This window comes from Microcoleus vaginatus PCC 9802 (genome assembly GCA_022701275.1).
Taxonomy (GTDB): domain Bacteria; phylum Cyanobacteriota; class Cyanobacteriia; order Cyanobacteriales; family Microcoleaceae; genus Microcoleus; species Microcoleus vaginatus_A.
Map to the genome: position 1 here is coordinate 2,104,243 of CP031740.1, position 20,599 is coordinate 2,124,841.

The following is a 20,599-nucleotide window of genomic DNA, read 5'->3' on the forward strand; positions in this document are numbered from 1 at the left end:
TAGCATGACAAGTTTTACGCACAAACCGAGAATTTTGTTTCTATACGGCTCTTTGAGAGAGCGTTCTTACAGCCGCTTGTTGGCGGAAGAATCGGCGAGAATTATTGAGGGTTTCGGTGCCGAAGTTCGATTTTTCAATCCTCTGGAATTGCCGATTTACGGCAGCGTTCCCGATACGCATCCCAAGGTTCAGGAATTGCGGGAATTGAGCCTGTGGTCGGAGGGTCAAGTGTGGTCGAGCCCAGAAATGCACGGCAATATTACCGGCATTATGAAAAATCAAATTGACTGGATTCCTTTAAGTATAGGGGCTGTCAGACCGACTCAAGGCAGAACTTTGGCGGTGATGCAAGTCAGCGGTGGTTCGCAATCTTTTAATGCTGTCAATACTTTGAGAATTTTGGGGCGGTGGATGCGGATGTTTACGATTCCGAATCAGTCTTCGGTTGCTAAGGCTTATCAGGAATTTAATGAAGATGGGACGATGAAGGATTCGCCTTATCGCGATCGCGCGATCGACGTGATGGAGGAACTGTACAAGTTTACCCTGCTGTTGCGGGAGCAAGCCGACTATTTGACCGATCGCTACAGCGAACGCAAGGAACAAGCAGCTAAAGAGGCGATCGCACTAGCAAATCGCGCCCTTGAATTACCGGCCCCTTAGAAACCCCTGGAACCCCGACAACAACCCATAACCAACAACTCACAACCAACAAAAACCATGAAAAAAGTAATGTTTGTTTGCAAAAGAAACTCCTGCAGATCGCAAATGGCAGAAGGATTTGCTAAAACCATCGGAGCCGGAAAGATTGGAGTCACCAGTTCCGGGTTAGAATCAAGCAGGGTTCATCCGACAGCAATTCAAGTCATGTCAGAAATCGGCATTGATATCACCGATCAAACATCAAACCCATTAAGCGAATTTAATGCAGAAGACTACGACGCCGTAATTTCTCTGTGTGGCTGCGGCGTGAATTTACCCGAAGCGTGGGTATTGCGAGAAGTGTTTGAAGATTGGCAACTCGACGACCCCGACGGACAACCCATAGAAACTTTTCACCGCGTTCGAGATGAAATTAAAGCACGAGTTGAAACATTAGTTGACTCTCTCAAGTAAGATTAAGTAGACGGGCGGGCAGGATGCCCACCCCACAAGAAAATTAACTTTTGTGGGACAGGCATCTTGCCTGTTCTTAAGAATGGTGCAAGATGTGAGTTTCAATTAACTTTGTTGCTAATCATTCAAATTAGTCACTGTCGCATCCAAAGAATTAGTGCTAAATTATGAGAGGCGTTCCGCCGGAACGCCTCTACATTCGTTGCGAGCACAAACCAAAAGGTGAGCAAATGATTCAGACAGCAGTCACGCCTTTCAAAAACAAAATTAACTCAGCTTTAACTAAAAAGCAGATTACAGTTTTACAAATTAATCTCGGCAAACGCTGCAACCTTGCTTGCACTCACTGCCACGTAGAAGCTAGCCCGAAACGAACAGAAGAACTTTCCCCGGAAATTTGCGACCAATTAATTGAAATCATTCGCCGCTTTCCTCAAATTAAAACAGTTGACCTCACCGGCGGTGCTCCCGAAATGCTTTACGGTTTTAAACCGCTAGCGGAAGCTGCCAGGGCTGCAGGTAAAGAGGTAATTATTCGTTCTAATTTGACGATTTACTTTGAAAAAGGTTTTGAAGATATTCCCGAATATTGCGCGCAGCACCAGCTCAGAATTGTGGCGTCGCTTCCCTGCTACCAAGCTGACAATGTGGACAAAATGCGCGGCAACGGTGTTTTTGACAGTTCGATTCGGGCGCTGCAAAAGCTAAATCAGTTGGGATACGGGAAAAACCCCAATTTAATTGTAGATTTGGTGTACAATCCACAAGTGCCGACAACAGACAAGTTTTCGCTAACACCGGAACAAGGCAAGTTAGAGCAAGATTACAAGATTTATTTAGCCGAACAGTTTGGGATTTGTTTTAATCAATTGTTCGCGATTACTAATTTGCCCGTGGGACGGACTAAGTTTCATTTGGAACATAAGAAACTGCACAAGCCTTATCTCGGGTTTTTGGAGGAGAATTTTAACCCCGGTACTCTGGAACATTTAATGTGCCGTAACGAATTGTCGATCGACTATTTGGGCAATGTCTACGACTGCGATTTTAACCAAATGGAAAATTTGCCCGCGAAAACTGGCAGCGGGGAAAAGATAACTGTTGCTAAATTGCTCGAATCTGGCAGTTTAGATGTGATTCAAGAGGTGCAAACTGCTGCTTATTGTTATGGCTGTACGGCAGGTTGCGGTTCTAGCTGCGGCGGTACTTTGATTTGAGAAGGAAGAAGGAAGAAGGAAGAAGGAAGAAGGAAGAAGGAAGAAGGAAGAAACTATGCTCTTGGGCCCGATTCCCGATTCCCGATTCCCGATTCCCCATGCTTTTGGGCCCAATGCCCCATGCCCATATTATTGAGAGTGGAGAGTTGAGGTAATGAATGATTCGCGATCGCCCGATGAAAATCCGCCAAGATCAAACAGGTGGAAGCTGATTTTAGGGATTGGTTTAGCTGTGGCTTTAATTGCTGCGACCAAGTTTTTGGACTTTCAAGGAATTTTGAAAAATGCGCTGGAGTCGATCGCGAGTCTCGGCCCTTGGGGCCCGGCAGCTTTTATTCTAATTTACATTGTAGCAACAGTTCTATTTATCCCTGGTTCTTTGCTGACTCTCGGTTCTGGCGTTTTGTTTGGAGTCGTTGGCGGTTCGGTTTGTGTTTCGATCGGCTCGGTTTTAGGGGCAACTGGCGCTTTTTTAACAGGAAGGTATTTAACTCGCGACTGGGTTTCCAAACAGATAGAGGGCAATCAAAAATTTAAGGCGATCGACTCCGCAGTTGCTTCTGAAGGATGGAAAATTGTGCTGCTGACGCGGCTTTCTCCCATTTTTCCGTTTAATTTGCTTAACTATGCTTTCGGAGTCACGCAGGTATCTTTAAAAGACTATTTTTTGGCATCTTGGATCGGCATGATTCCGGGAACTGTCATGTATGTTTATCTCGGTTCCCTGGCCGGGAGTTTGGCTGCACTTGGATCGCAAGGGCGATCGCGCACTGCTGCTGAGTGGGCTCTCTACGGCATTGGTTTGCTAGCAACGATCGCCCTCACCGTTTATGCAACCCGCTTGGCTAAGAGAGCTTTAGACGAAAAAATTTCCCATTGAAACCACAGCACAAATTGGTAAAATTGTCCAGAGGGTTTTGCCCATACATTATAATACATTGCTAATTTAAAAAACTCCGTATTTTCTCTGTGTTATTTACAATTATTTTGTTATACAAACAAGATAGATATTAAAGATATCGTAAAGCACTAACCTCAAGTAGGTAAATTGAAGGTCGAAATATAAAATTGATGCCAAAATAGAAGGCGATCGCGCGATCAGAATAAGAATTGTTTGCAGTCACGAATGCAAGTCATACCATTTTAAATTTGAGATTTGAGATTTGAAATTCGGAATGACTGATGACTACCAGGGTTGGGATCACCGGCCTACAGTTGCATTATTTTCTGAAACTGGTCTCACGACTTGCCTGATCTTAATTCTGCCGAATGACCAATACCGTTTGATGAATTTGATTCGGAGAGAACATTTGATGATGCAAAACCCAGCAAATCAAGCCGGATCTGTGTCTGCGCCGCCGCCACACCAAACAAAAAACCTGCGCCACTTTTGGGAAAACATCAGCAATTCTGCTCAATCGCGGTGGCAGCAAGCGCACAGTCTTTGGCAGCACAGACGGCAGCGCCGCCATTTGCTGACCCTGCTAATTCTGGCCACCACGGCTTTAACCATTAGCACAACTGCTTGCATCAGCTATTTTTTTGTGCGTGGACTAATCCTCGACAATTTAAAGCAAATAGCACTATTAAAACTAGAAAAAGGTACCGACGAAATCGACCGCTGGCTCAGCAGCCGCAAAGCAGAAATAGAAACCATTGCTTACGATCCTACGGTTAGGACTATCAATTGGAAATTAGTCGAACCCAGGTTGCAAGGAGAAATATACAGGTTAAAAGAGTATTTCATCCTGTCATTAACTCAACCCGACGGCTCATTTATCAACACTCTAGGCAACCGGGCGAACAACAAAGACCGCCAACACTTTCAAAAAGCAATGGCAGGGCAGCTCAACGTTTCCGACCCGCTGATCGGCCGCAGTACAAAAGTTCCGACGATCATCATTTCAGCTCCTATTTGGACCTTACCCCCCGCTCCAAATCAAGTAATGGGAGTCCTTTCGGGCAGCATTAAATTAGACCGAGTAACATCTGTCGCTAACAGCTTGCTGTACGGTTCTGACAGTTATGCTTTTGCGCTCAATTCACAAGGAGTGCCAATTGTTCATCCCAACAGTAACTTAATCGGAAATATCGATCGGCCGACCCCAAGCTTCTTAAAGTCACAAGACCCCGCGCTTTCCACAATTGCGCGACAGATGATCGACCGCCAGACGAAAATTGAACTGGTAAAAATAGATAATAAATGGGTGTATGTGGCCTATACTCCCCTCAAGGAAGTTAACTGGTCGATGGCTTTAGTAATTCCCCGCGAAAATATTGAATCCCAACTGCAAGCATTAAATTTGCTGACATCGGTCGTCGCCGGACTGCTCGGCCCAGCAATGCTAGCAGCAATATGGCTAATTTATTCCTCTGAAAACAATCGCGCTCAAGCGGAGCGAGAAGCCATGCTCAACCGGATTGCTGGACGCATTCGCGCTTCCCTGGAATTAGACCAAATCGTGCAAAGCACAGTCGAAGAAATAGTAAGTTTGCTGCACCTAGAACGGGCGGCTTTTGGCTGGTACAAACCACAAGAAAAAATGTTACAAATCCTATGGGAATGTTGCCCATCTGATTGTTCGACGCCCGCTAAAAAGTTTGAGTCTTACTTGGTCGGAAATTTGTCAATACCGAGTGACCAATGCGAGCCCATTATTCTTTCGAGGGACACTTGGGCGGAGGGTGCAGCTCAAGCGAGCGAAATTAAACCTAATAGCTATTTAGCCGTTCCTGTCCACACTCAAAACCAGCCGCAGGGTTATTTAATTTGCAGCCACGTTACTCATTGGCTTTGGAGCAAGGAGCAAATCCAACTCTTAAAAGCTGTAGCAGACCAACTGGCGATCGCAATTACTCAAGCTCACCTTTACAGTCAAACCCAAGACCAAGTAAAACTCCTTAATAGTGCCTTAAATGAACTGAAAAAGACTCAAACTCATTTAGTGCAGAGCGAAAAAATGTCATCACTAGGTCAAATGGTAGCTGGGATAGCGCACGAAATCAACAACCCGGTTAACTTCATTTCGGCTAATTTACCTCACACCAGCAAATATACTAAAAATTTATTAGAATTGGTGAGTTTATACAAACAAAAGTTCCCCGAAGTCCCCCCAGAAATCGCAGACTTTACCGAAGAAATCGAGTTAGACTTTATCGAGGAAGATTTGCCCCATATATTGGATTCTATGAAAATAGGAACCGAACGCATTCGCAGCATCGTTCTTTCTTTGCGTAACTTTTCTCGCCTCGATGAATCGGACAAAAAGCAGGCGGATATTCACGAGGGTATAGAAAATACCTTGCTGTTGCTCTCCAACCGCATCAAAAATAGAATTTATATAGTCAAGAAATACGGAAAAGTGCCTTCAGTTGAGTGCTATCCGTCTCAGCTCAATCAGGTTTTTATGAACTTGCTGAGCAATGCGATAGATGCCTTGAACGAGATCGATCGCCTAGATAAAATCATTACAATTTCCACGGGAGTAGTTCGCGAAAATGGCGGTAAATTTCTGAAAGTGGCGATCGCCGACAACGGCCCCGGCATTCCCGACAGCGTTAAAGACAAAATTTATAACCCATTTTTTACTACTAAACCAGTGGGCCAAGGTACTGGTTTGGGGTTAGCAATTAGCTACAAGATTGTAGTGGATGGACACGGCGGCAGCATCAAAATTTCTCAACCTCCGGGCGGCGGCACGGAGTTTTTGGTAAAAATTCCTATTAGTAACGGGAAGTAATACCATTTTAGATTTTAGAATGGGTAATGACTGATGAAATAATGTTCGGAGCTTGTCTCTAGTTGCATTTATTTTTGAAACTGGTATAAGAAGGAAGTGGGAAAGGAAGCCTACGGATTTTGTAGCGCAGGTAACGGATACAGGGAAGACAAAAGAGGGGCTCAACAGTTTTAATTAATGCTAAATTTACGGCCGTTGGCTAAAATTAGAAGAGTTTTTGTTAAAGGTGTTTTATGGCTGTTGGCAAGGATACAATTTTCGAGCGCTTTTTGTCGCCCCTGATTCGACTGGCGATCGACGAACAAGCACTGAAACGACTCTACGAAGGTATCGACTGGGAAACAGCGGGCGATCGCTACCGACAACCCGACTTAGTTTATCCCGAATATTACACCAGCCAAAACTTTCACGGCATTAAACGCGGCTACCTCAACCCCAGTGCCGCCGTTTCCTACGATCCAATCACGCAATATGTTTTGCCTCCCCACGAAACAGTCGTCAGGCAAGGCTTAATTGACGCTGTGCGGGTGAAACCGCGCCGAATCATCGATTTGGGATGCGGCACCGGTTCGACAACCCTCATGCTCAAGCAAGCCTTTCCCGAAGCGGAAGTTGTCGGCTTGGACTTGTCGCCTTATATGCTGGTAGTTGCCGACATGAAAGCGCAAAAAGCCGGCTTAAATATCGAGTGGTTGCACGGAAATGCCGAAAGCGTTGCTTTTGGCGATGCCAGCTTCGATTTAGTCGCAGCTTCCTTGTTGTTTCACGAGACGCCACCTGCTGTATCGCGGGCAATTTTACGAGAAAGCTTCCGACTCCTGAAGGTTGGGGGACAAGTGGCAATTTTGGACGGAAATCAAAAAACTTTGCGGCAGACAGAGTGGCTGACTGATATCTTTGAGGAGCCTTATATTAAGTCTTACGCCGCTGGTAGCCTCGATGCTTGGGCGGGGGCGGCTGGATTCGCGGCGGTGCAAACTCACGAACACTGGTGGGTGAATCAGGTGACGCAGGGCGTGAAACCTTTGCCGGGGGAAGATTTGGAACAGATGCGAGTGGCAAGGGGGTGGAATTTGGGCGATCGAACTCCTGATTTTGATGGCGATTTACCAGGCATTCCAGCTCCTGCTTGATCTATTAACTGTTGTCTGTTAATGGTTAACTGTTAGCAAACTAATGACTAATGACTCATGACTAATGACTCTAAAAGCAGTTTTATTTGATTTTAATGGCGTGATTGTTAATGACGAGCCAATTCACGAGAAAATAATCGATCAATTGATGCTCGATGAAAATCTCCAGCTCAAACGTGGGGAGTTTCGAGAAGTTTGTTTGGGAAGGAGCGATCGCGCTTGCATTACCGCACTGCTGGAGCGCCGGGGACGATTTCTGACAGAAACATACCTCGATCGGCTGCTGCGGCGCAAGGCCCAAGCTTACAAAGCTCAAATAGATACTTTGGAGAAACTGCCTATTTATCCGGGTTTGCCAGAATTTATTGACAAAATTCGGGTCACTGGACTGAAAATGGCCGTAGTTAGCGGGGCAATGCGATCGGAGATAGAATTGGTGTTACATCGGGTCGGTTTGGCAGCAAACTTTGAGTTCATTGTCGCAGGCGACGACTTGACGGCGAGCAAACCAGCACCCGACGGCTATCTATTGGCTGTGGAACTTTTCAACCAGAAATATCCCGACTTTAACCTGCAACCGATCGAGTGTTTGGCGGTGGAAGATACTTTTGCGGGGATTGAAGCGGCGAAAAAAGCGGGGATTCAGGTAGCGGGTGTGACTCACACTTACCCGTTTCACATGATCCAGCGCCAAGCTAATTGGACGGTGGACTATTTTGCTGATGTAGAGTTGGACAGAGTGGCGCAAGTTTGCTCGATCGCCCCCACTGAGCCGGCCGCGGAAAACACTTGACGTTTTTAGCAATTACGTGCTAGTGTAGGTGACGGTCTGGGAACCTGAGAGCAAGCAAGACCTGTAAGCCTTTTAGATTCGGCAATCCCGCATCTAAAATGCTAAATTAAAACTCAATCAGGGGAATTAGCTCAGTTGGTAGAGCGCTGCGATCGCACCGCAGAGGCCAGCGGTTCGAGTCCGCTATTCTCCATAGGTCAAATAACAAATTATGTGTCGTCGTTAACACATTAATCTCCTCATAATAGACAATATCTAGCTTCTAGTTTGAGAGGAGGCAGGAAGTGTGATGGCAAACTCTGCTCCCCCTCTCAAAGATGAAATTACCTCTATTTTCCCCCGATGTTTTTCCACAATCTGGTAGCAAATTGCCAGGCCAATACCCGTCCCTTTTCCTGGTTCTTTAGTTGTGAAAAATGGGTCAAATAGCTTGCTTTGGATTGCGAGTGAAATGCCAGGGCCGTTATCGCTAATTCGCACCAGAATTTGGCTACTGTCCAACTTTTGCGTCTGAATGAAAATCTGAGGAATTTTACTTTTTTTAGAGTTATCCCCTGAGTCTTCGAGTGCATCTATCGCATTTACTAGAATATTCATAAATACTTGATTTAGCTGCGCTGGATAACACTCTATTTCTGGCAATTCTCCATATTTTTTTACAACTTCAATTCCCTGCTTGAGGCGACTGTTCAAAATCAATAGTGTATTGTCAATGCCTTCATGGATATCAACTAATTTCATTTGAGCTTCATCTAAGCGAGAGAAGTTTCGCAAAGACAAAACTATTTGCCGGATGCGTTCTGAACCTATTTTCATAGATTCAAGCAGTTTGAGTAAATCCTCTGTGATAAAGTCTAGTTCTATCTCTGCGATTTCTTCTGCGATCGCCTCTGTGGGTTGCGGGTATTCCTCCTGATAGAGACGAATTAACTTTAACAAATCTATAATATACTGGGTGGCGTATTCTAGGTTGCCGTGAATAAAGTTAACAGGGTTGTTTATTTCATGGGCTACCCCTGCCACCATCTGCCCTAAACTCGACATTTTTTCGGTTTGAATTAACTGGGTTTGGGTGTGTTTGAGTTCGTGAAGGGCTGCTGTAAGTTCTTCTGTTCTTTGTTCTACTCGCTCTTCCAAAGTTTGGCGAGCCTGTTCTAATTCATGGGTGTATTCTGCTACCCATTCAACTAATTGATTGATGGATTTGGCTAAGGTTCCCACTTCATCTTCTGTGGTGACAGGTACTTGCAAATCAAAATTTGCTTGTTGAGTAATAGTTTTAGCTACGGTGGTTACCGCTTGGAGAGGAAGGGCGATCGCCCGGCTGGTACAGATGGCTAGAAAAATAGCGATCGCGACTGACACTAACATACTCACTACGATGATTTGCACTCGCAAGTCCTCAGCTTTATTAAAATTAATGTACGCTTCTCTCTGCTGTGCCTTAGCTACTTGTGTCATCAAGCTCAAACTCTCTGACAGCCGATCAAACTTCACATCGAGCTTAACTGCTTTATCCCCTCTAATTAAATCCAATACTTGCTGCTGTGCATCTTTAACTTCCTCTGGTTTTAATGAGGAGGTATCTATTTGTTGCCAAAAAGATTTGAGCAATTGAGAATACGAATCTGTCGCAGTTGTGTAACCGTTTAACAGTTCCTTTAATTCAGAAGAATTTACTGCTAATTCTGTGGAATGTTCTTTCGTAAAAAAAGCTAGTTCTGCAATATTTTTTTGGACTACATCCACATCTTTCAAGAACTTAGCAGTTTCATATTCAAACCAGATTGAATCTCCCAAAACAGAGATTAAGCGTTTGGGATGTGACTGCACTGCTTGCACGGAATATTCTAAATCTCTGAGCAAATGTTGTTGCTCATCAGCGAAGGTTAGAGCTTGGAAAGCTTGCTTTTGGTAATAGTCTCCACAGATCATTCCCCCTGTGGTTCCTAGTACGGCTATTCCAATTGCTAGCGAGTAGCCATAAGTAATTTTTTTGGCAATGCTTAAGCCAGAAATGAAGCGGTTAATGGCAGTCAAGGGAGTTTTTTTGATAGAATTGTTGATGTCGCGAGTTCCTTCCGTGACAGCGGCTTTATTTTTCCGTCTATTTAGGGTAAGATGGTGGAATTTTACCGCCCCATTTTCTCCCTGTTCAAATTTTTGCATACTGCCAACCTGAGCTAAATTTTAACAATTTTATTAGTAAATGCACGTAAATAAAGTCTCTTATTCGTAGTAGGAACCCTATTCTCTAGAGTTTAGGAATTAAGGACTAAATCTCTACTACAAATTCGGTATTAAATAAAATTTAATCTTAAAAGACATTACCCTGACCAGTGGCTTTATAAGCTTCACGAATCATGTTATAGTCACTGTCGTTTGCTGGCACCAGTTTAGCTCCTTGATACTTATCATTAGCTTTACCAAGTAAAAGTGCTTCAATTAGCTTGTCTTGATTTTCTACCAGGCGAGTGCGGATTTTTTCCACAAGAGTATTAGGCAGGTTGCTACTAGCAACAAACAAGTCACTAGGTAAGGGTAGCCCTGTGGCAATAATCCGAAAATCCTTGGTCGATAAACCGTCTATTTTGAGCAAATCTTTGTATCTATTCACACCAATTCCTAAGGCATCAACTTGTTGTTTTTTAAGAGCCTGCAAACCCTTTTTTCCCAACATTGAGATTTGGAAGTCGGATTGGGGATTTAAGCCAGAATCCATGAGAATTTTAATCGGGCCTAGATGACCACCAGTTGCACCTATTTCCCACATAGCTATTTTTTTACCTTTCAACTGTGCTGCGGACTTAATCTCGCTATTAGCACGAACAAGAATAAGCGAGTGATAGTTGGGGCGGGTGATGGCAATAATGGGAACAGCATTTGTCCGCGCCCGCATAATCACATATTCAGATGGCCCTGTTAGAGCTAATTTTAGCTGACCCGACTGGAGAGCTACGGCTGCTGCTATATAGTTATCTACTGGGAACAATTCAATCTTTTTCTTCAAAACTTCCCCAAGAACAGTCCGAAATGCTTGATAATTTTGTTGTAAATCTTCTGCTCCCTGAATATCAGTTACGGCAAATTCAAGGGTTTCTGGTTCACTGACGGCCAAATTGGAAAAACTGCGATTAGATTGATTTACTGTTGTAGAACAGCTTGCTACAAACAATAGGGAGAACCCAACAAAAGGCCGCCTCTTCATAATTTTTAGGAATGTTAGTGGCAGTTGAAAATTTCATAACTATTATAAGCTATTTGGAATAAGCTGTGATTAAAAGAGATTATCCATTGGTTAAACCTCTGTGCGGAAAAATCTTTAATAAAATTTTTATCGCTAGGTGTTCGGGTTGGGAGCGTAAGGCAGCGGATATTGTAAACCTAACTCCTTAAACGCTGCCCGTGGTAAGTGACAGGAATCGCAAAGGCCGCAAGCAACCTCACCGTCGGGGTAACAGGACCAAGTTTTTTCCCAATGCGCTCCTCAATTATTGCCTACTTTAATGATTTCTGTCTTTTTTAGCTCAATCAGCGGTGTTGAGATAGAAATTGCCTCGCCTTCTCTCCCTTGTTTTGTCCTTAGCTCAAATACTTCTTTCATGGCTTGAATATAATCGGGGCGACAGTCCCGATAGCCGGAATAATTTAAAGCGTTGAGGCCAATGAAATGCGATCGGCGGTAAGACTTTCGGCCCAGGCGAGGCCAAAACTTAGGAAAATTGTATGGCGAGTGGGAACGTAGGTGATGAAGATGTTTTCGGACATTTGATCGAGGGTGCGATCGCGCCCAAAAAGCGTCTGGGTGTCCTGCAAGGGTTTTCAAGGGAGCGATCGCCTCAACGGAGAGGGATCGATCGGGTACAATCCCGTATCATCAGCACGCCTCCACAGCAATTTGATTTTCTAATCAAGATTTTAAGCTGTTTTCTCAAAAAACGATGCTTAATTGGTGAGACGCTGCCCTAATTTTTGCCAGTCCCGTTTTTTAAGAAGCAACAGAGAATTTGTGAAAAGTTTAAATAGCGACAACGAGCGTGTTAAAGTCACTGGTGTACTTTTTTGGTAAAAAAAGATGCTACAATCCATATATAGCAAGGACTTCAGATGCTCGGAGTGATACGGCATTAATTTTTTAAAGAGACCAATAATTTGTTATTCGACAATCAGGGTGATTTACACAAGTCCGATCGTACTCAAAGCGCAGTGCGATCGCCACCCGTTTTGAGAGACTGTACTGTAAATTGTCGAAAATTGTTTTTAAACTTTAATTTACTTAATAATAAAATTTGTATCCAAAAATACAACTATCTTATTAAGGGAGTCTTAATATCAAGTCGCTATGTGTTATTATTCTCAATCATCTGACTCATCTATTCAAGAGTAACAAGAAAAAATGACAAAGCGATTCGATCGGCGGAAATTTATTTTATACAGTTCTGCTACCCTAACATCAAGTTTATTTCTCAAAGCTTGTAGAACTCCAACTCCAATAGCAACTCCCGCCGCTTCTCCCACATCAACAGGAACTACACCAGCAGCAACCGGGGGCGGAAACACGATCAAAGTAGGAATTTTGCATTCCTTGAGCGGCACGATGTCAATTAGCGAAAAAAGCGTTGTCGATGCCGAACAATTAGCGATCGAAGAAATTAATAAAGCTGGTGGCGTCCTCGGAAAACAAATCGAAGCAGTCGTAGAAGATGGCAACTCAGACTGGCCGACTTTTGCCGAAAAAGCCAAAAAATTGATTGACCAAGATAAAGTTGTCGCCGTCTTCGGCTGCTGGACATCCGCCAGCCGCAAAGCAGTATTGCCAGTATTTGAAGAAAAAAATCATATGCTCTGGTATCCCGTACAATACGAGGGTCAAGAGTGTTCCAAAAACATTTTCTACACCGGGGCTGCGCCGAACCAGCAAATCGAACCAGCAGTTGACTGGCTGCTAGAAAATAAAGGCAAAAAATTCTTCTTAGTCGGGTCTGACTACGTTTTCCCCCGCACGGCAAATACCATTATCAAGGCACAGCTAGCAGCCAAAGGCGGCGAATTAGTTGGGGAAGATTACATTCCTTTGGGCGGGACAGAAGTCACGCCAATTATTACTAAAATTAAGGCAGCTTTGCCAGACGGGGGCGTCATTTTCAATTCCCTCAACGGCGACAGCAACGTAGCATTTTTCAAACAGTTGCAGGGTGCAGGTTTGGGGCCGGACAAATATCCGTCAATGTCTGTCAGTATTGCTGAAGAAGAAGTAAAGGCGATCGGCGTAGAATATCTTAAAGGCCATTACGCCGCCTGGAATTACTTCATGACTGTGGAATCTCCGGCCAATACAAAATTTGTGCAAGCTTTCAAAGCAAAATACGGCAACGATAGAGTGACTAACGACCCGATGGAAGCAGCTTACATCATGGTTTACCTGTGGAAGCAAGCCGTCGAAAAAGCAGGGACAGCCGATGATTTGGAAAAAGTGCGGGCAGCAGCTTTGGGTCAAACCTTTGACGCGCCAGGGGGCACAGTAACGATGGATGTTAACCATCACCTTTCTAAATTTGTGCGGTTGGGCGAAGTGAGAGACGACGGTTTGTTTAACATCGCTTTTGCTACGCCCGAAGCAGTGAAGCCGATTCCTTGGAATCAGTTTGTCGCTGAAACAAAAGGCTTGGGTTGCGATTGGTCAGACCCCGCCAAAGGTGGAAAATTCAAAGCTTGATAAGTAGGTAATACCAATTTGGTTAACGTTAACAACGTATCTTTTATCCCCCCTTAATAAGGGGGGACAAGAGCGTTATTGCGTCACCCCTACTCCCTTAATAAGGGGGAACTGGAATCTTCAAAGTCCCCCTTATTAAGGGGTATTTAGGGGAATCTAAATACTGAATGTAAGCATTTTTTATAGAAAAGTTGACGATTAAGTTGACACAAATGGGGTAAAATCCGCCCCTCATTATCCGCGAACAAAGTTAACCGACTTAATGCAGGAGTAACAAAATTGGCGATATTAGACGGTTTATTTAATGGCCTTAGCATCGGCGCTGTTTTACTAATTGCTGCCCTGGGATTAGCGATTATTTTCGGGCTGATGGGCGTGATTAATATGGCTCATGGCGAGTTGATGATGCTGGGGGCCTATACAACTTTCGTAGTGCAAAATGTCTTCAAAGGTATGGGAGGATTCGCTTTTGAAACCTATATTTTATTTGCGATTCCCCTAGCTTTTTTATTAGCTGCATTGGTAGGATTAATTCTCGAACGCGGAGTGATTCGCTATCTTTACGGGCGGCCGCTAGAAACTCTGCTGGCAACTTGGGGTGTAAGTTTAATTTTGCAGCAGTTTGTCCGCAGCGTTAGTTGGGTGCTGGTCATTGGGCTTGCGGTGTTTTGTTTGCTGTTTTTTGGCGGTTTGCGGGTGCTGAAATCTCGCCTGGATTTCGATCGCCTTCGCAGCAAAATTCTCGCCATAATTTTGCCTTTATCTTTGGGTATTGCCTGGGCGGTGAGCGCCTTTTTAGGGCAAACTTACAAACTGGCAGTAACTCAACCTTGGTTTGGCGCTCAAAATGTGGACGTAACTGCACCGCAATGGTTGCGGGGTGGCATACCGCTGGGCAATTTTCAGTTGCCCTACGCCCGAATTTTTATTATTGTCCTGACCGGAATTTGTTTGGCGGGAATTTACCTATTTTTGCAAAAGTCTGTGTGGGGATTGCGGATTAGAGCCGTGACGCAAAATCGCAGCATGAGCGCGTGTTTGGGAATTCCTACCGAACAAGTGGACGCGCTGACTTTTGCTTTGGGTTCGGGGTTGGCTGGTGTGGCTGGGTGCGCGATTAGTTTGATCGGTTCGGTAGGGTCAAATACCGGACAAAATTATATAGTCGATACCTTTATGGTGGTGGTTGTGGGCGGTGTCGGCAAGATTGTGGGGAGTGTAGTTGCTGCGATCGCGATCGGCACTGCCAATTACCTGATCGGTTCTGGAACCTTAGCCATAATGTTCGCTCCTGTCAAGCCTTTAGCCGACTTCTTCACATTTTTCGCCACAACCAGCATGGCAAAAGTAATGGTATTCGCCTTAATTATGGCTTTTCTGCAAGTGAAGCCGGGAGGGATTTTCCCGCAAAAAGGGCGGACGGTAGAAAATTAAAAATTATAACTGCGAGCGTAGCGAAAAATGCAGAACAAACATCAAAAACCCTGGTTAAAAGAAGCGGCAATTGTCAGCGCGATCGCCCTCACATTCATATTACTCATCCCAGGGATACTCCCCGACGTTCGGCTCAATCAATTGGGGCGATTTTTGGCACTAGCAATTGCCGCCCTCGGCATAGACTTGATTTGGGGATACACGGGTTTGCTGAGTCTCGGACACGGCGTATTTTTTGCGATCGGCGGCTACGCTTTCGCCATGCACCTAAAACTGCAAATTCCCCCAACCGCCAGCAGTCAATTGCCAGAATTTATGAACCTCTACGGCGTTACCGAACTCCCCTGGTTTTGGCAACCATTTTATTCATTTCCTTTCTCAGCATTAGCAGTAGTTCTCATCCCCGCCATCTTGGGCGCACTTTTAGGTTATTTAGTATTCCGCAATCGAATTCGAGGCGTTTACTTTTCAATTCTTACCCAAGCAGCCACCATTGTATTTTTCAACTTCTTTAACGGTCAGCAAAAACTAATTAACGGCACTAACGGACTCACCGACTTTAAAACCCTGTTCGGAGCCACAGTCAATGACCGAGATACTCAATATATTTTCTACATTCTCACCATATTATTTCTAGCAGCAACTTACGCCCTCTGCCGGTGGTTGACCAGCGGGCGTTTCGGCCGCCTGCTAGTAGCCATTCGCGACGACGAAGTGCGGCTGCGTTTCTCAGGTTACAATCCCACAGGATATAAAGTTTTAGTCTTTGCAATTTCCGCCGGTTTAGCCGGGATTGCAGGCGCATTATTTACCGTACAAACCGGAATCATTTCGCCAAAAGCAATGGATATTGCCTTTTCAATTGAAATGGTAATCTGGGTCGCAGTGGGAGGTCGTGCCACATTATCGGGAGCAATATTGGGAACACTGCTAGTCAACTTTGGTAAAAGTTTCTTGAGCGAACAATTCCCCGAAGTTTGGCTGTTTTTCCAAGGTGCGCTATTCCTCATAGTAGTCACAGTGCTGCCCGACGGCTTAGTCGGATGGCTGCAACATCAAGGTTTCGACCAAATCCGCAGTTTGTTCAGAAGACCGAAGTACGCATCTACTTACCCCAGCCTGGAACAAGACCCCCAAGTGCAGCTCGAAAAAGAAGAACTTGAACATTGAGTGCAAAAATATCGTGTAATTTATAAGTAGGCTGACATAAATAAATGTCACCTACAACAGACAAACAAAGCAATCGCAATAGACGTGGCAAACGCTGCATTTATCTCTGTCTGAGGAAACGTAATATATATGTCCACCTACTTAGATCTCCGTAGCAAGTAGCTTCGTTCTTTAACTTGAGGGGCAACATATGGCAGATATTATTGACTACAAAATCTACGGCGACGATTTGCAACTCATCGAGATTGAACTCGACCCCAAAGAAGGCGTCAGGGCTGAAGCTGGAACCATGACATACATGGAAGGCGACATCCAAATGCAAACATCCACAGGCGGCGGCTTATTTCAGGGTTTCAAACGGATGCTGACAGGAGCGGGTTTTTTTATTACCACCTTTGTCAACGCCGGAAATCGTAAGGCCCGCGTCGCTTTTGCCGCGCCCTATCCGGGTAAAGTAATTCCCCTAGATTTAGGCCAACTTGGCGGTAAATTTTTGTGTCAAAAAGACTCATTTCTCTGTGCGGCCAACGGCATTGAAATTGAGGTAGCATTCACCAAGCGGCTGGGTGCCGGTTTCTTTGGCGGAGAAGGTTTTATTCTGCAAAAATTGCAGGGTGACGGGCTAGCTTTTGTTCATGCGGGAGGAACAATAGTTGAGAAAAATTTGGGAGTTGGCGAAGTGTTGCGGGCGGACACTGGTTGTTTGGTAGCTTTTGCGCCGACTGTAGATTACGATATTCAGTTTGTGGGCGGGTTTAAAAATGCTCTATTTGGCGGCGAAGGGTTGTTTTTAGTCAAGCTAACCGGACCTGGAAAAGTGTATTTGCAAAGTCTGCCGCTCTCGAAGTTAGCGGAGCGAATTATGGCTGCCGCTCCATCTCCAGTGTCGAGCAGCTCTAGCAGTTTGACTTGAGAGTAAACGGTCAGCAAAAAGTAGTAAGTATGGTGTCAGGGAAGGGGAAAGAATCTCCTGAAAAAGCGAGGATATTTGCCTTCCGCACCTACAAAAGGTATGGGTTGTTGTCCATTAGTGAGTAAAGTGTTAATTATGAATGGAAAAGTATTAGAAATAGAAAACTTGACTGTTAGTTTTGATGGTTTTAAAGCCATTAACGGTTTAAATTTTAGTATGGATGCGGGCGAACTGCGAGTTATTATTGGTCCCAATGGTGCGGGCAAAACAACTTTTCTCGATTCAATTACCGGGAAGGTGCAGCCGACAGAGGGCAGGGTATTATTTAAGGGACAAAATTTACGCAAGTTGTCGGAAGATAGGATTTCGCGCTTGGGAATTGGTCGCAAGTTTCAGACACCGCGAGTTTACTTAAATTTAACGCCACGCGAAAATTTGGAATTGTCTTGCAGCCGCCACAAAAATGTTTTTTCGACTTTGTTTAAGCCTGCTTCTGCTGCTGAAAAACGCACGGTTGCGGGTTTGTTAGAAACAATTGGTTTAGTTGCTAAAGCTGATGTTTTGGCGGGTTTGCTTTCTCACGGGGAAAAGCAATGGTTGGAAATTGGAATGTTGGTGGCTCAATCTCCTGATTTGTTGTTGGTAGATGAACCTGTGGCGGGTTTGACGGATGAGGAAACGATGTTAACTGGAGAGTTGCTAATTTCGCTGGCCGAAAGTCATTCGGTGTTGGTAATTGAACACGATATGGAGTTTGTGCGGCAAATTGCGCGGCAGGTTACGGTGTTGCATCAGGGTGCGGTTTTGTGTGAGGGGACTATGGATGAGGTGCAAAATGACGATCGCGTAATTGAGGTATATTTGGGCAAACCGGAAGAGTAAGAAGAAGGAAGAAGGAAGAAGGAAGAAGGAAGAAGGAAGAAGGAAGAAGGAAGAAGGAAGAAGGAAGAAGTTATTTGTTAGTTGCTACCAATTTCCATGCCCAATTACCAATTAAAAACTATGCTACAAGTCTCTAATTTGAATGTTTATTACGGCGAAAGCCACATTTTGCGTGATGTCGATTTAAGCGTAAATGCGGGGCAAATGGTTTGCTTGATCGGCCGCAATGGTGTCGGCAAAACTACTATGCTAAAAACGATTATGGGGTTGCTGCAACCGCGCAGTGGCACTATTGCTTTTGGCGGAGAATCTATTGTTTCTAAGTTGACTCACCAGCGGGCTAGATTAGGAATTGGTTATGTGCCTCAAGGGCGTGAAATTATTCCACGTTTGACGGTTAAAGAAAATTTATTGTTAGGTTTGGAAGCGAAACCCACAAAAATCAAAAATCCTGAAGTTCCTGATGAAATTTTTGATTTATTTCCTGTTTTGAAAACTATGCTCGATCGCCTGGGAGGTGATTTGAGCGGGGGACAGCAGCAGCAGTTAGCTATTGCTAGGGCTTTGATGGGTGAGCCGCAGTTGCTGGTTTTGGATGAGCCTACGGAGGGGATTCAACCGTCTATTATTTTAGACATAGAAGCTGCGGTGCGCCGTGTGGTTGCGACTAGGGGAATTTCTGTTTTGTTGGTGGAGCAACATTTGCATTTTGTGCGGCAAGCTGACTGGTATTATGCTATGCAAAAAGGCGGAATTGTGGCTTCTGGAAGCACTAGCGAATTAAGTGATGAGGTGATTCAGAGGTTTTTGGCTGTTTGATTCAGAAGGAAGTTCGGCAACGGATTCTGTAACGGATGTAACGGATGGAAGGAAGAAGGAAGAGGGAAGAGGGAAACGAGGAAACGAGGCAGAGTCTCTAGATATTTATTCCCAGGCTGTGCCTGGGAACAAGGAATCAAAAAACTTCTCTTCAGTCCCCGTAGGCGGACAAAAGTTTGACAATAAGCGATTTCAATCGCCCAGGAAACGAGGCATTTTCCTTCTTCCTTCTTCCTTCTTCCTTCTTCCTGACATCCGTTACATCCGTTACATCCGTTACAGAATCCGTTGCCGAACTTCCTTCTGCTATATTATTGATTTTTCCTGCCGTCTGGCATTGTGGTGCCGGCCATACTTGCTCGATCGATACTCGCACCATCTATATTAGCATTGCGGAGGTTGGCATCGGAAAGATTGGCATCTCTCAAGTCGGAAAATCGCAGGTCTGCACCGTCTAGATTTGTCTTTGTCAAGTTAGCTTTTCTGAGGTTAGCGTTGCTGATTCTCGCTCCTACTAATTCGGCTCCGCTTAAGTTTGTGCGAGCTAGATTGGTGTTGACAAAATCTGAGATATCGAAGCGACTACCGCTGAGGTTGGCATCTGATAAATCTGCTCCTGTAAGGATGGGATTTTTTAAGTTAATGTTAACTAATTTTACGGCTCGGAGGTCGCAGCGGGGACAGCTTTGAGTTAGCAGCAGCATTTCGACGTTGGCGTTGATTAGGTCGATTTGTTGTTGGGAGAAATTTTCGGCAAATTCTGGGGAGACGTAGCCGAGGTTTTTGGGGTCGTCTGCTTTTGGTTGGGGTGTTTGGATTGGTTGGGGTGTTGGGATTGGTTGGGGTGTTTGGATTGGTTGGGGTGTTTGTGGTTGGGGTGTTTGTGGTTGGGGTGTTGGGATTGGTTGGGGTGTTGGGATGGGTTGAGGTGTTTGGAGGGGTTGGGGTGTTTGGATTGGTTGAGGTGTTGGGATTGGTTGGGGTGTTTCTATTTGCCCGATCGCACTTAGTTGTAGCCCCACCTTCGGCAGTTCGAGAGTTCCTGCAAAAATTAGTAGGGCGATCGACATGATTGTGAGTTTTTTCATAAATCAATAAGTTTTTGTTTGCAAAAATACCATTTATAGGGTATAATACCTCGAAAAGTGAACACCCTACATTTCGCTAAGTAAATCAAAATTCAGATAAAAAACTTCGGAACCATCAGGTGCGCGAATTAACTTTTCTATTACCGAAGGCAGTTGCTGTTGACGGTACAATTGGGGAATCTCGCAGAAGCTTTCTTCGGTAATTTCCAAAATTTTTGGCATATCAGGAATGGGAATCCCCAACCGATCGCTTTTATTTAAGGTACAAATAATTAGGTATTTGCACTCAGCACTGCTCGGACTGCTGGGAAATATTGTGGATAAATTAATTATGGTAATCAGTTCTTCTTGATGCCGCAATAAACTATTACCGCTAGGTAAAATACCGTAGGCATTAAAGTTTTTAACAATGCGCTCCACTCGTTCAATAGGAACAGCATAGTAAATATTTCCTAGTTCAAAGGAAACAATTTTTTTAGGGGCAATTCTAACATTACCTTGTTTCTTGCTCCGAAATCGGCGATTGTAATTGGCGTGAGTCATTGGATTTTAGATTTTAGATTTTAGATTGAAAAGT

At 44.6% G+C, this 20,599-nt stretch carries 17 protein-coding genes, 1 tRNA gene and 1 pseudogene; 14 read left to right on the forward strand and 5 right to left on the reverse strand.

The genetic code is table 11. From position 1 onward, the window contains the following. Nucleotides 1-4: 4 nt before the first annotated feature. The 8 genes from arsH (at nt 5) to D0A34_08660 (ending at nt 8,193) form a co-directional block, all read left to right on the forward strand. On the forward strand, nt 5-664 hold the full coding sequence (gene arsH / locus D0A34_08625; GenBank protein UNU18931.1) for an arsenical resistance protein ArsH: 660 nt from the start codon (nt 5-7) through the stop codon (nt 662-664). Between the two features lie 57 nt (nt 665-721). Next, the gene (arsC, locus tag D0A34_08630) at nt 722-1,117 is read left to right on the forward strand and encodes an arsenate reductase, glutathione/glutaredoxin type (GenBank protein UNU18932.1); all 396 of its coding nucleotides are present in this window, start codon (nt 722-724) and stop codon (nt 1,115-1,117) included. Between the two features lie 230 nt (nt 1,118-1,347). Further along, nucleotides 1,348-2,334, forward strand: coding sequence for a radical SAM/Cys-rich domain protein (locus tag D0A34_08635; protein ID UNU22223.1), 987 nt, complete (start codon nt 1,348-1,350; stop codon nt 2,332-2,334). Nucleotides 2,335-2,488: 154 nt separating this feature from the next. Continuing rightward, nucleotides 2,489-3,214 carry a TVP38/TMEM64 family protein gene (locus D0A34_08640; GenBank protein ID UNU18933.1) on the forward strand — a complete coding sequence of 242 codons (726 nt, stop codon included), beginning with the start codon at nt 2,489-2,491 and terminating at the stop codon, nt 3,212-3,214. 295 nt (nt 3,215-3,509) lie between these two features. After that, nucleotides 3,510-6,074, forward strand: a complete 2,565-nt coding sequence (locus D0A34_08645; GenBank protein UNU18934.1) for a GAF domain-containing protein — start codon at nt 3,510-3,512, stop codon at nt 6,072-6,074. 233 nt (nt 6,075-6,307) lie between these two features. Then, nucleotides 6,308-7,207 carry a class I SAM-dependent methyltransferase gene (locus D0A34_08650; protein UNU18935.1) on the forward strand — a complete coding sequence of 300 codons (900 nt, stop codon included), beginning with the start codon at nt 6,308-6,310 and terminating at the stop codon, nt 7,205-7,207. 64 nt (nt 7,208-7,271) lie between these two features. Next, nucleotides 7,272-8,000, forward strand: a complete 729-nt coding sequence (locus D0A34_08655; protein UNU18936.1) for an HAD family phosphatase — start codon at nt 7,272-7,274, stop codon at nt 7,998-8,000. Between the two features lie 120 nt (nt 8,001-8,120). Beyond that, nucleotides 8,121-8,193, forward strand: a tRNA-Ala gene (locus tag D0A34_08660). A 62-nt stretch (nt 8,194-8,255) separates the two neighbouring features. On the opposite strand, the gene D0A34_08665 is transcribed toward D0A34_08660, so the two are convergent. The 3 genes and pseudogenes from D0A34_08665 to D0A34_08675 all read right to left on the reverse strand — a co-directional run bounded on the left by D0A34_08665 (nt 8,256) and on the right by D0A34_08675 (nt 11,768). Continuing rightward, nucleotides 8,256-10,169 carry a HAMP domain-containing protein gene (locus D0A34_08665; GenBank protein ID UNU18937.1) on the reverse strand — a complete coding sequence of 638 codons (1,914 nt, stop codon included), beginning with the start codon at nt 10,167-10,169 and terminating at the stop codon, nt 8,256-8,258. Nucleotides 10,170-10,317: 148 nt separating this feature from the next. Next, entirely contained in the window at nt 10,318-11,208 is an 891-nt protein-coding gene (phnD, locus tag D0A34_08670; GenBank protein UNU18938.1) for a phosphate/phosphite/phosphonate ABC transporter substrate-binding protein, read from the reverse strand. A gap of 132 nt (nt 11,209-11,340) precedes the next feature. Then, a pseudogene (locus D0A34_08675) lies at nt 11,341-11,768 on the reverse strand (hypothetical protein). Between the two features lie 628 nt (nt 11,769-12,396). Here D0A34_08675 and urtA point away from each other — a divergent pair. From urtA to urtE, 6 genes are all read left to right on the forward strand, one after another. Then, a complete protein-coding gene (gene urtA / locus D0A34_08680; GenBank protein UNU18939.1) occupies nt 12,397-13,716 on the forward strand; it encodes an urea ABC transporter substrate-binding protein in 1,320 nt (439 codons plus the stop codon). A 279-nt stretch (nt 13,717-13,995) separates the two neighbouring features. Next, nucleotides 13,996-15,150, forward strand: coding sequence for a branched-chain amino acid ABC transporter permease (locus D0A34_08685; protein ID UNU18940.1), 1,155 nt, complete (start codon nt 13,996-13,998; stop codon nt 15,148-15,150). 27 nt (nt 15,151-15,177) lie between these two features. Further along, entirely contained in the window at nt 15,178-16,320 is a 1,143-nt protein-coding gene (gene urtC / locus D0A34_08690) for an urea ABC transporter permease subunit UrtC (GenBank protein ID UNU18941.1), read from the forward strand. Nucleotides 16,321-16,510: 190 nt separating this feature from the next. Further along, the gene (locus tag D0A34_08695) at nt 16,511-17,233 is read left to right on the forward strand and encodes a TIGR00266 family protein (GenBank protein UNU18942.1); all 723 of its coding nucleotides are present in this window, start codon (nt 16,511-16,513) and stop codon (nt 17,231-17,233) included. A 135-nt stretch (nt 17,234-17,368) separates the two neighbouring features. Beyond that, complete coding sequence (gene urtD, locus D0A34_08700; protein UNU18943.1) at nt 17,369-18,115, forward strand: urea ABC transporter ATP-binding protein UrtD; 747 nt, start codon at nt 17,369-17,371, stop codon at nt 18,113-18,115. Between the two features lie 120 nt (nt 18,116-18,235). Continuing rightward, complete coding sequence (gene urtE, locus D0A34_08705; protein ID UNU22224.1) at nt 18,236-18,934, forward strand: urea ABC transporter ATP-binding subunit UrtE; 699 nt, start codon at nt 18,236-18,238, stop codon at nt 18,932-18,934. 311 nt (nt 18,935-19,245) lie between these two features. Here the strand turns inward: urtE and D0A34_08710 are convergent, their stop codons facing one another. Continuing rightward, nucleotides 19,246-20,022, reverse strand: coding sequence for a pentapeptide repeat-containing protein (locus tag D0A34_08710; GenBank protein ID UNU18944.1), 777 nt, complete (start codon nt 20,020-20,022; stop codon nt 19,246-19,248). A gap of 66 nt (nt 20,023-20,088) precedes the next feature. Next, nucleotides 20,089-20,565: a chemotaxis protein CheW gene (locus D0A34_08715; protein UNU18945.1), complete on the reverse strand. Its 477-nt coding sequence runs from the start codon at nt 20,563-20,565 to the stop codon at nt 20,089-20,091. Nucleotides 20,566-20,599: the final 34 nt, after the last annotated feature.

Coding starts and splice junctions, on each gene's coding strand:
- arsH (UNU18931.1), top strand. CDS start 5: ATGACAAGTTTTACGCACAAACCGAGAATTTTGTTTCTATACGGCTCT.
- arsC (UNU18932.1), top strand. CDS start 722: ATGAAAAAAGTAATGTTTGTTTGCAAAAGAAACTCCTGCAGATCGCAA.
- D0A34_08635 (UNU22223.1), top strand. CDS start 1,348: ATGATTCAGACAGCAGTCACGCCTTTCAAAAACAAAATTAACTCAGCT.
- D0A34_08640 (UNU18933.1), top strand. CDS start 2,489: ATGAATGATTCGCGATCGCCCGATGAAAATCCGCCAAGATCAAACAGG.
- D0A34_08645 (UNU18934.1), top strand. CDS start 3,510: ATGACTGATGACTACCAGGGTTGGGATCACCGGCCTACAGTTGCATTA.
- D0A34_08650 (UNU18935.1), top strand. CDS start 6,308: ATGGCTGTTGGCAAGGATACAATTTTCGAGCGCTTTTTGTCGCCCCTG.
- D0A34_08655 (UNU18936.1), top strand. CDS start 7,272: ATGACTCTAAAAGCAGTTTTATTTGATTTTAATGGCGTGATTGTTAAT.
- D0A34_08665 (UNU18937.1), bottom strand. CDS start 10,169: ATGCAAAAATTTGAACAGGGAGAAAATGGGGCGGTAAAATTCCACCAT.
- phnD (UNU18938.1), bottom strand. CDS start 11,208: ATGAAGAGGCGGCCTTTTGTTGGGTTCTCCCTATTGTTTGTAGCAAGC.
- urtA (UNU18939.1), top strand. CDS start 12,397: ATGACAAAGCGATTCGATCGGCGGAAATTTATTTTATACAGTTCTGCT.
- urtC (UNU18941.1), top strand. CDS start 15,178: ATGCAGAACAAACATCAAAAACCCTGGTTAAAAGAAGCGGCAATTGTC.
- D0A34_08695 (UNU18942.1), top strand. CDS start 16,511: ATGGCAGATATTATTGACTACAAAATCTACGGCGACGATTTGCAACTC.
- urtD (UNU18943.1), top strand. CDS start 17,369: ATGAATGGAAAAGTATTAGAAATAGAAAACTTGACTGTTAGTTTTGAT.
- urtE (UNU22224.1), top strand. CDS start 18,236: ATGCTACAAGTCTCTAATTTGAATGTTTATTACGGCGAAAGCCACATT.
- D0A34_08710 (UNU18944.1), bottom strand. CDS start 20,022: ATGAAAAAACTCACAATCATGTCGATCGCCCTACTAATTTTTGCAGGA.
- D0A34_08715 (UNU18945.1), bottom strand. CDS start 20,565: ATGACTCACGCCAATTACAATCGCCGATTTCGGAGCAAGAAACAAGGT.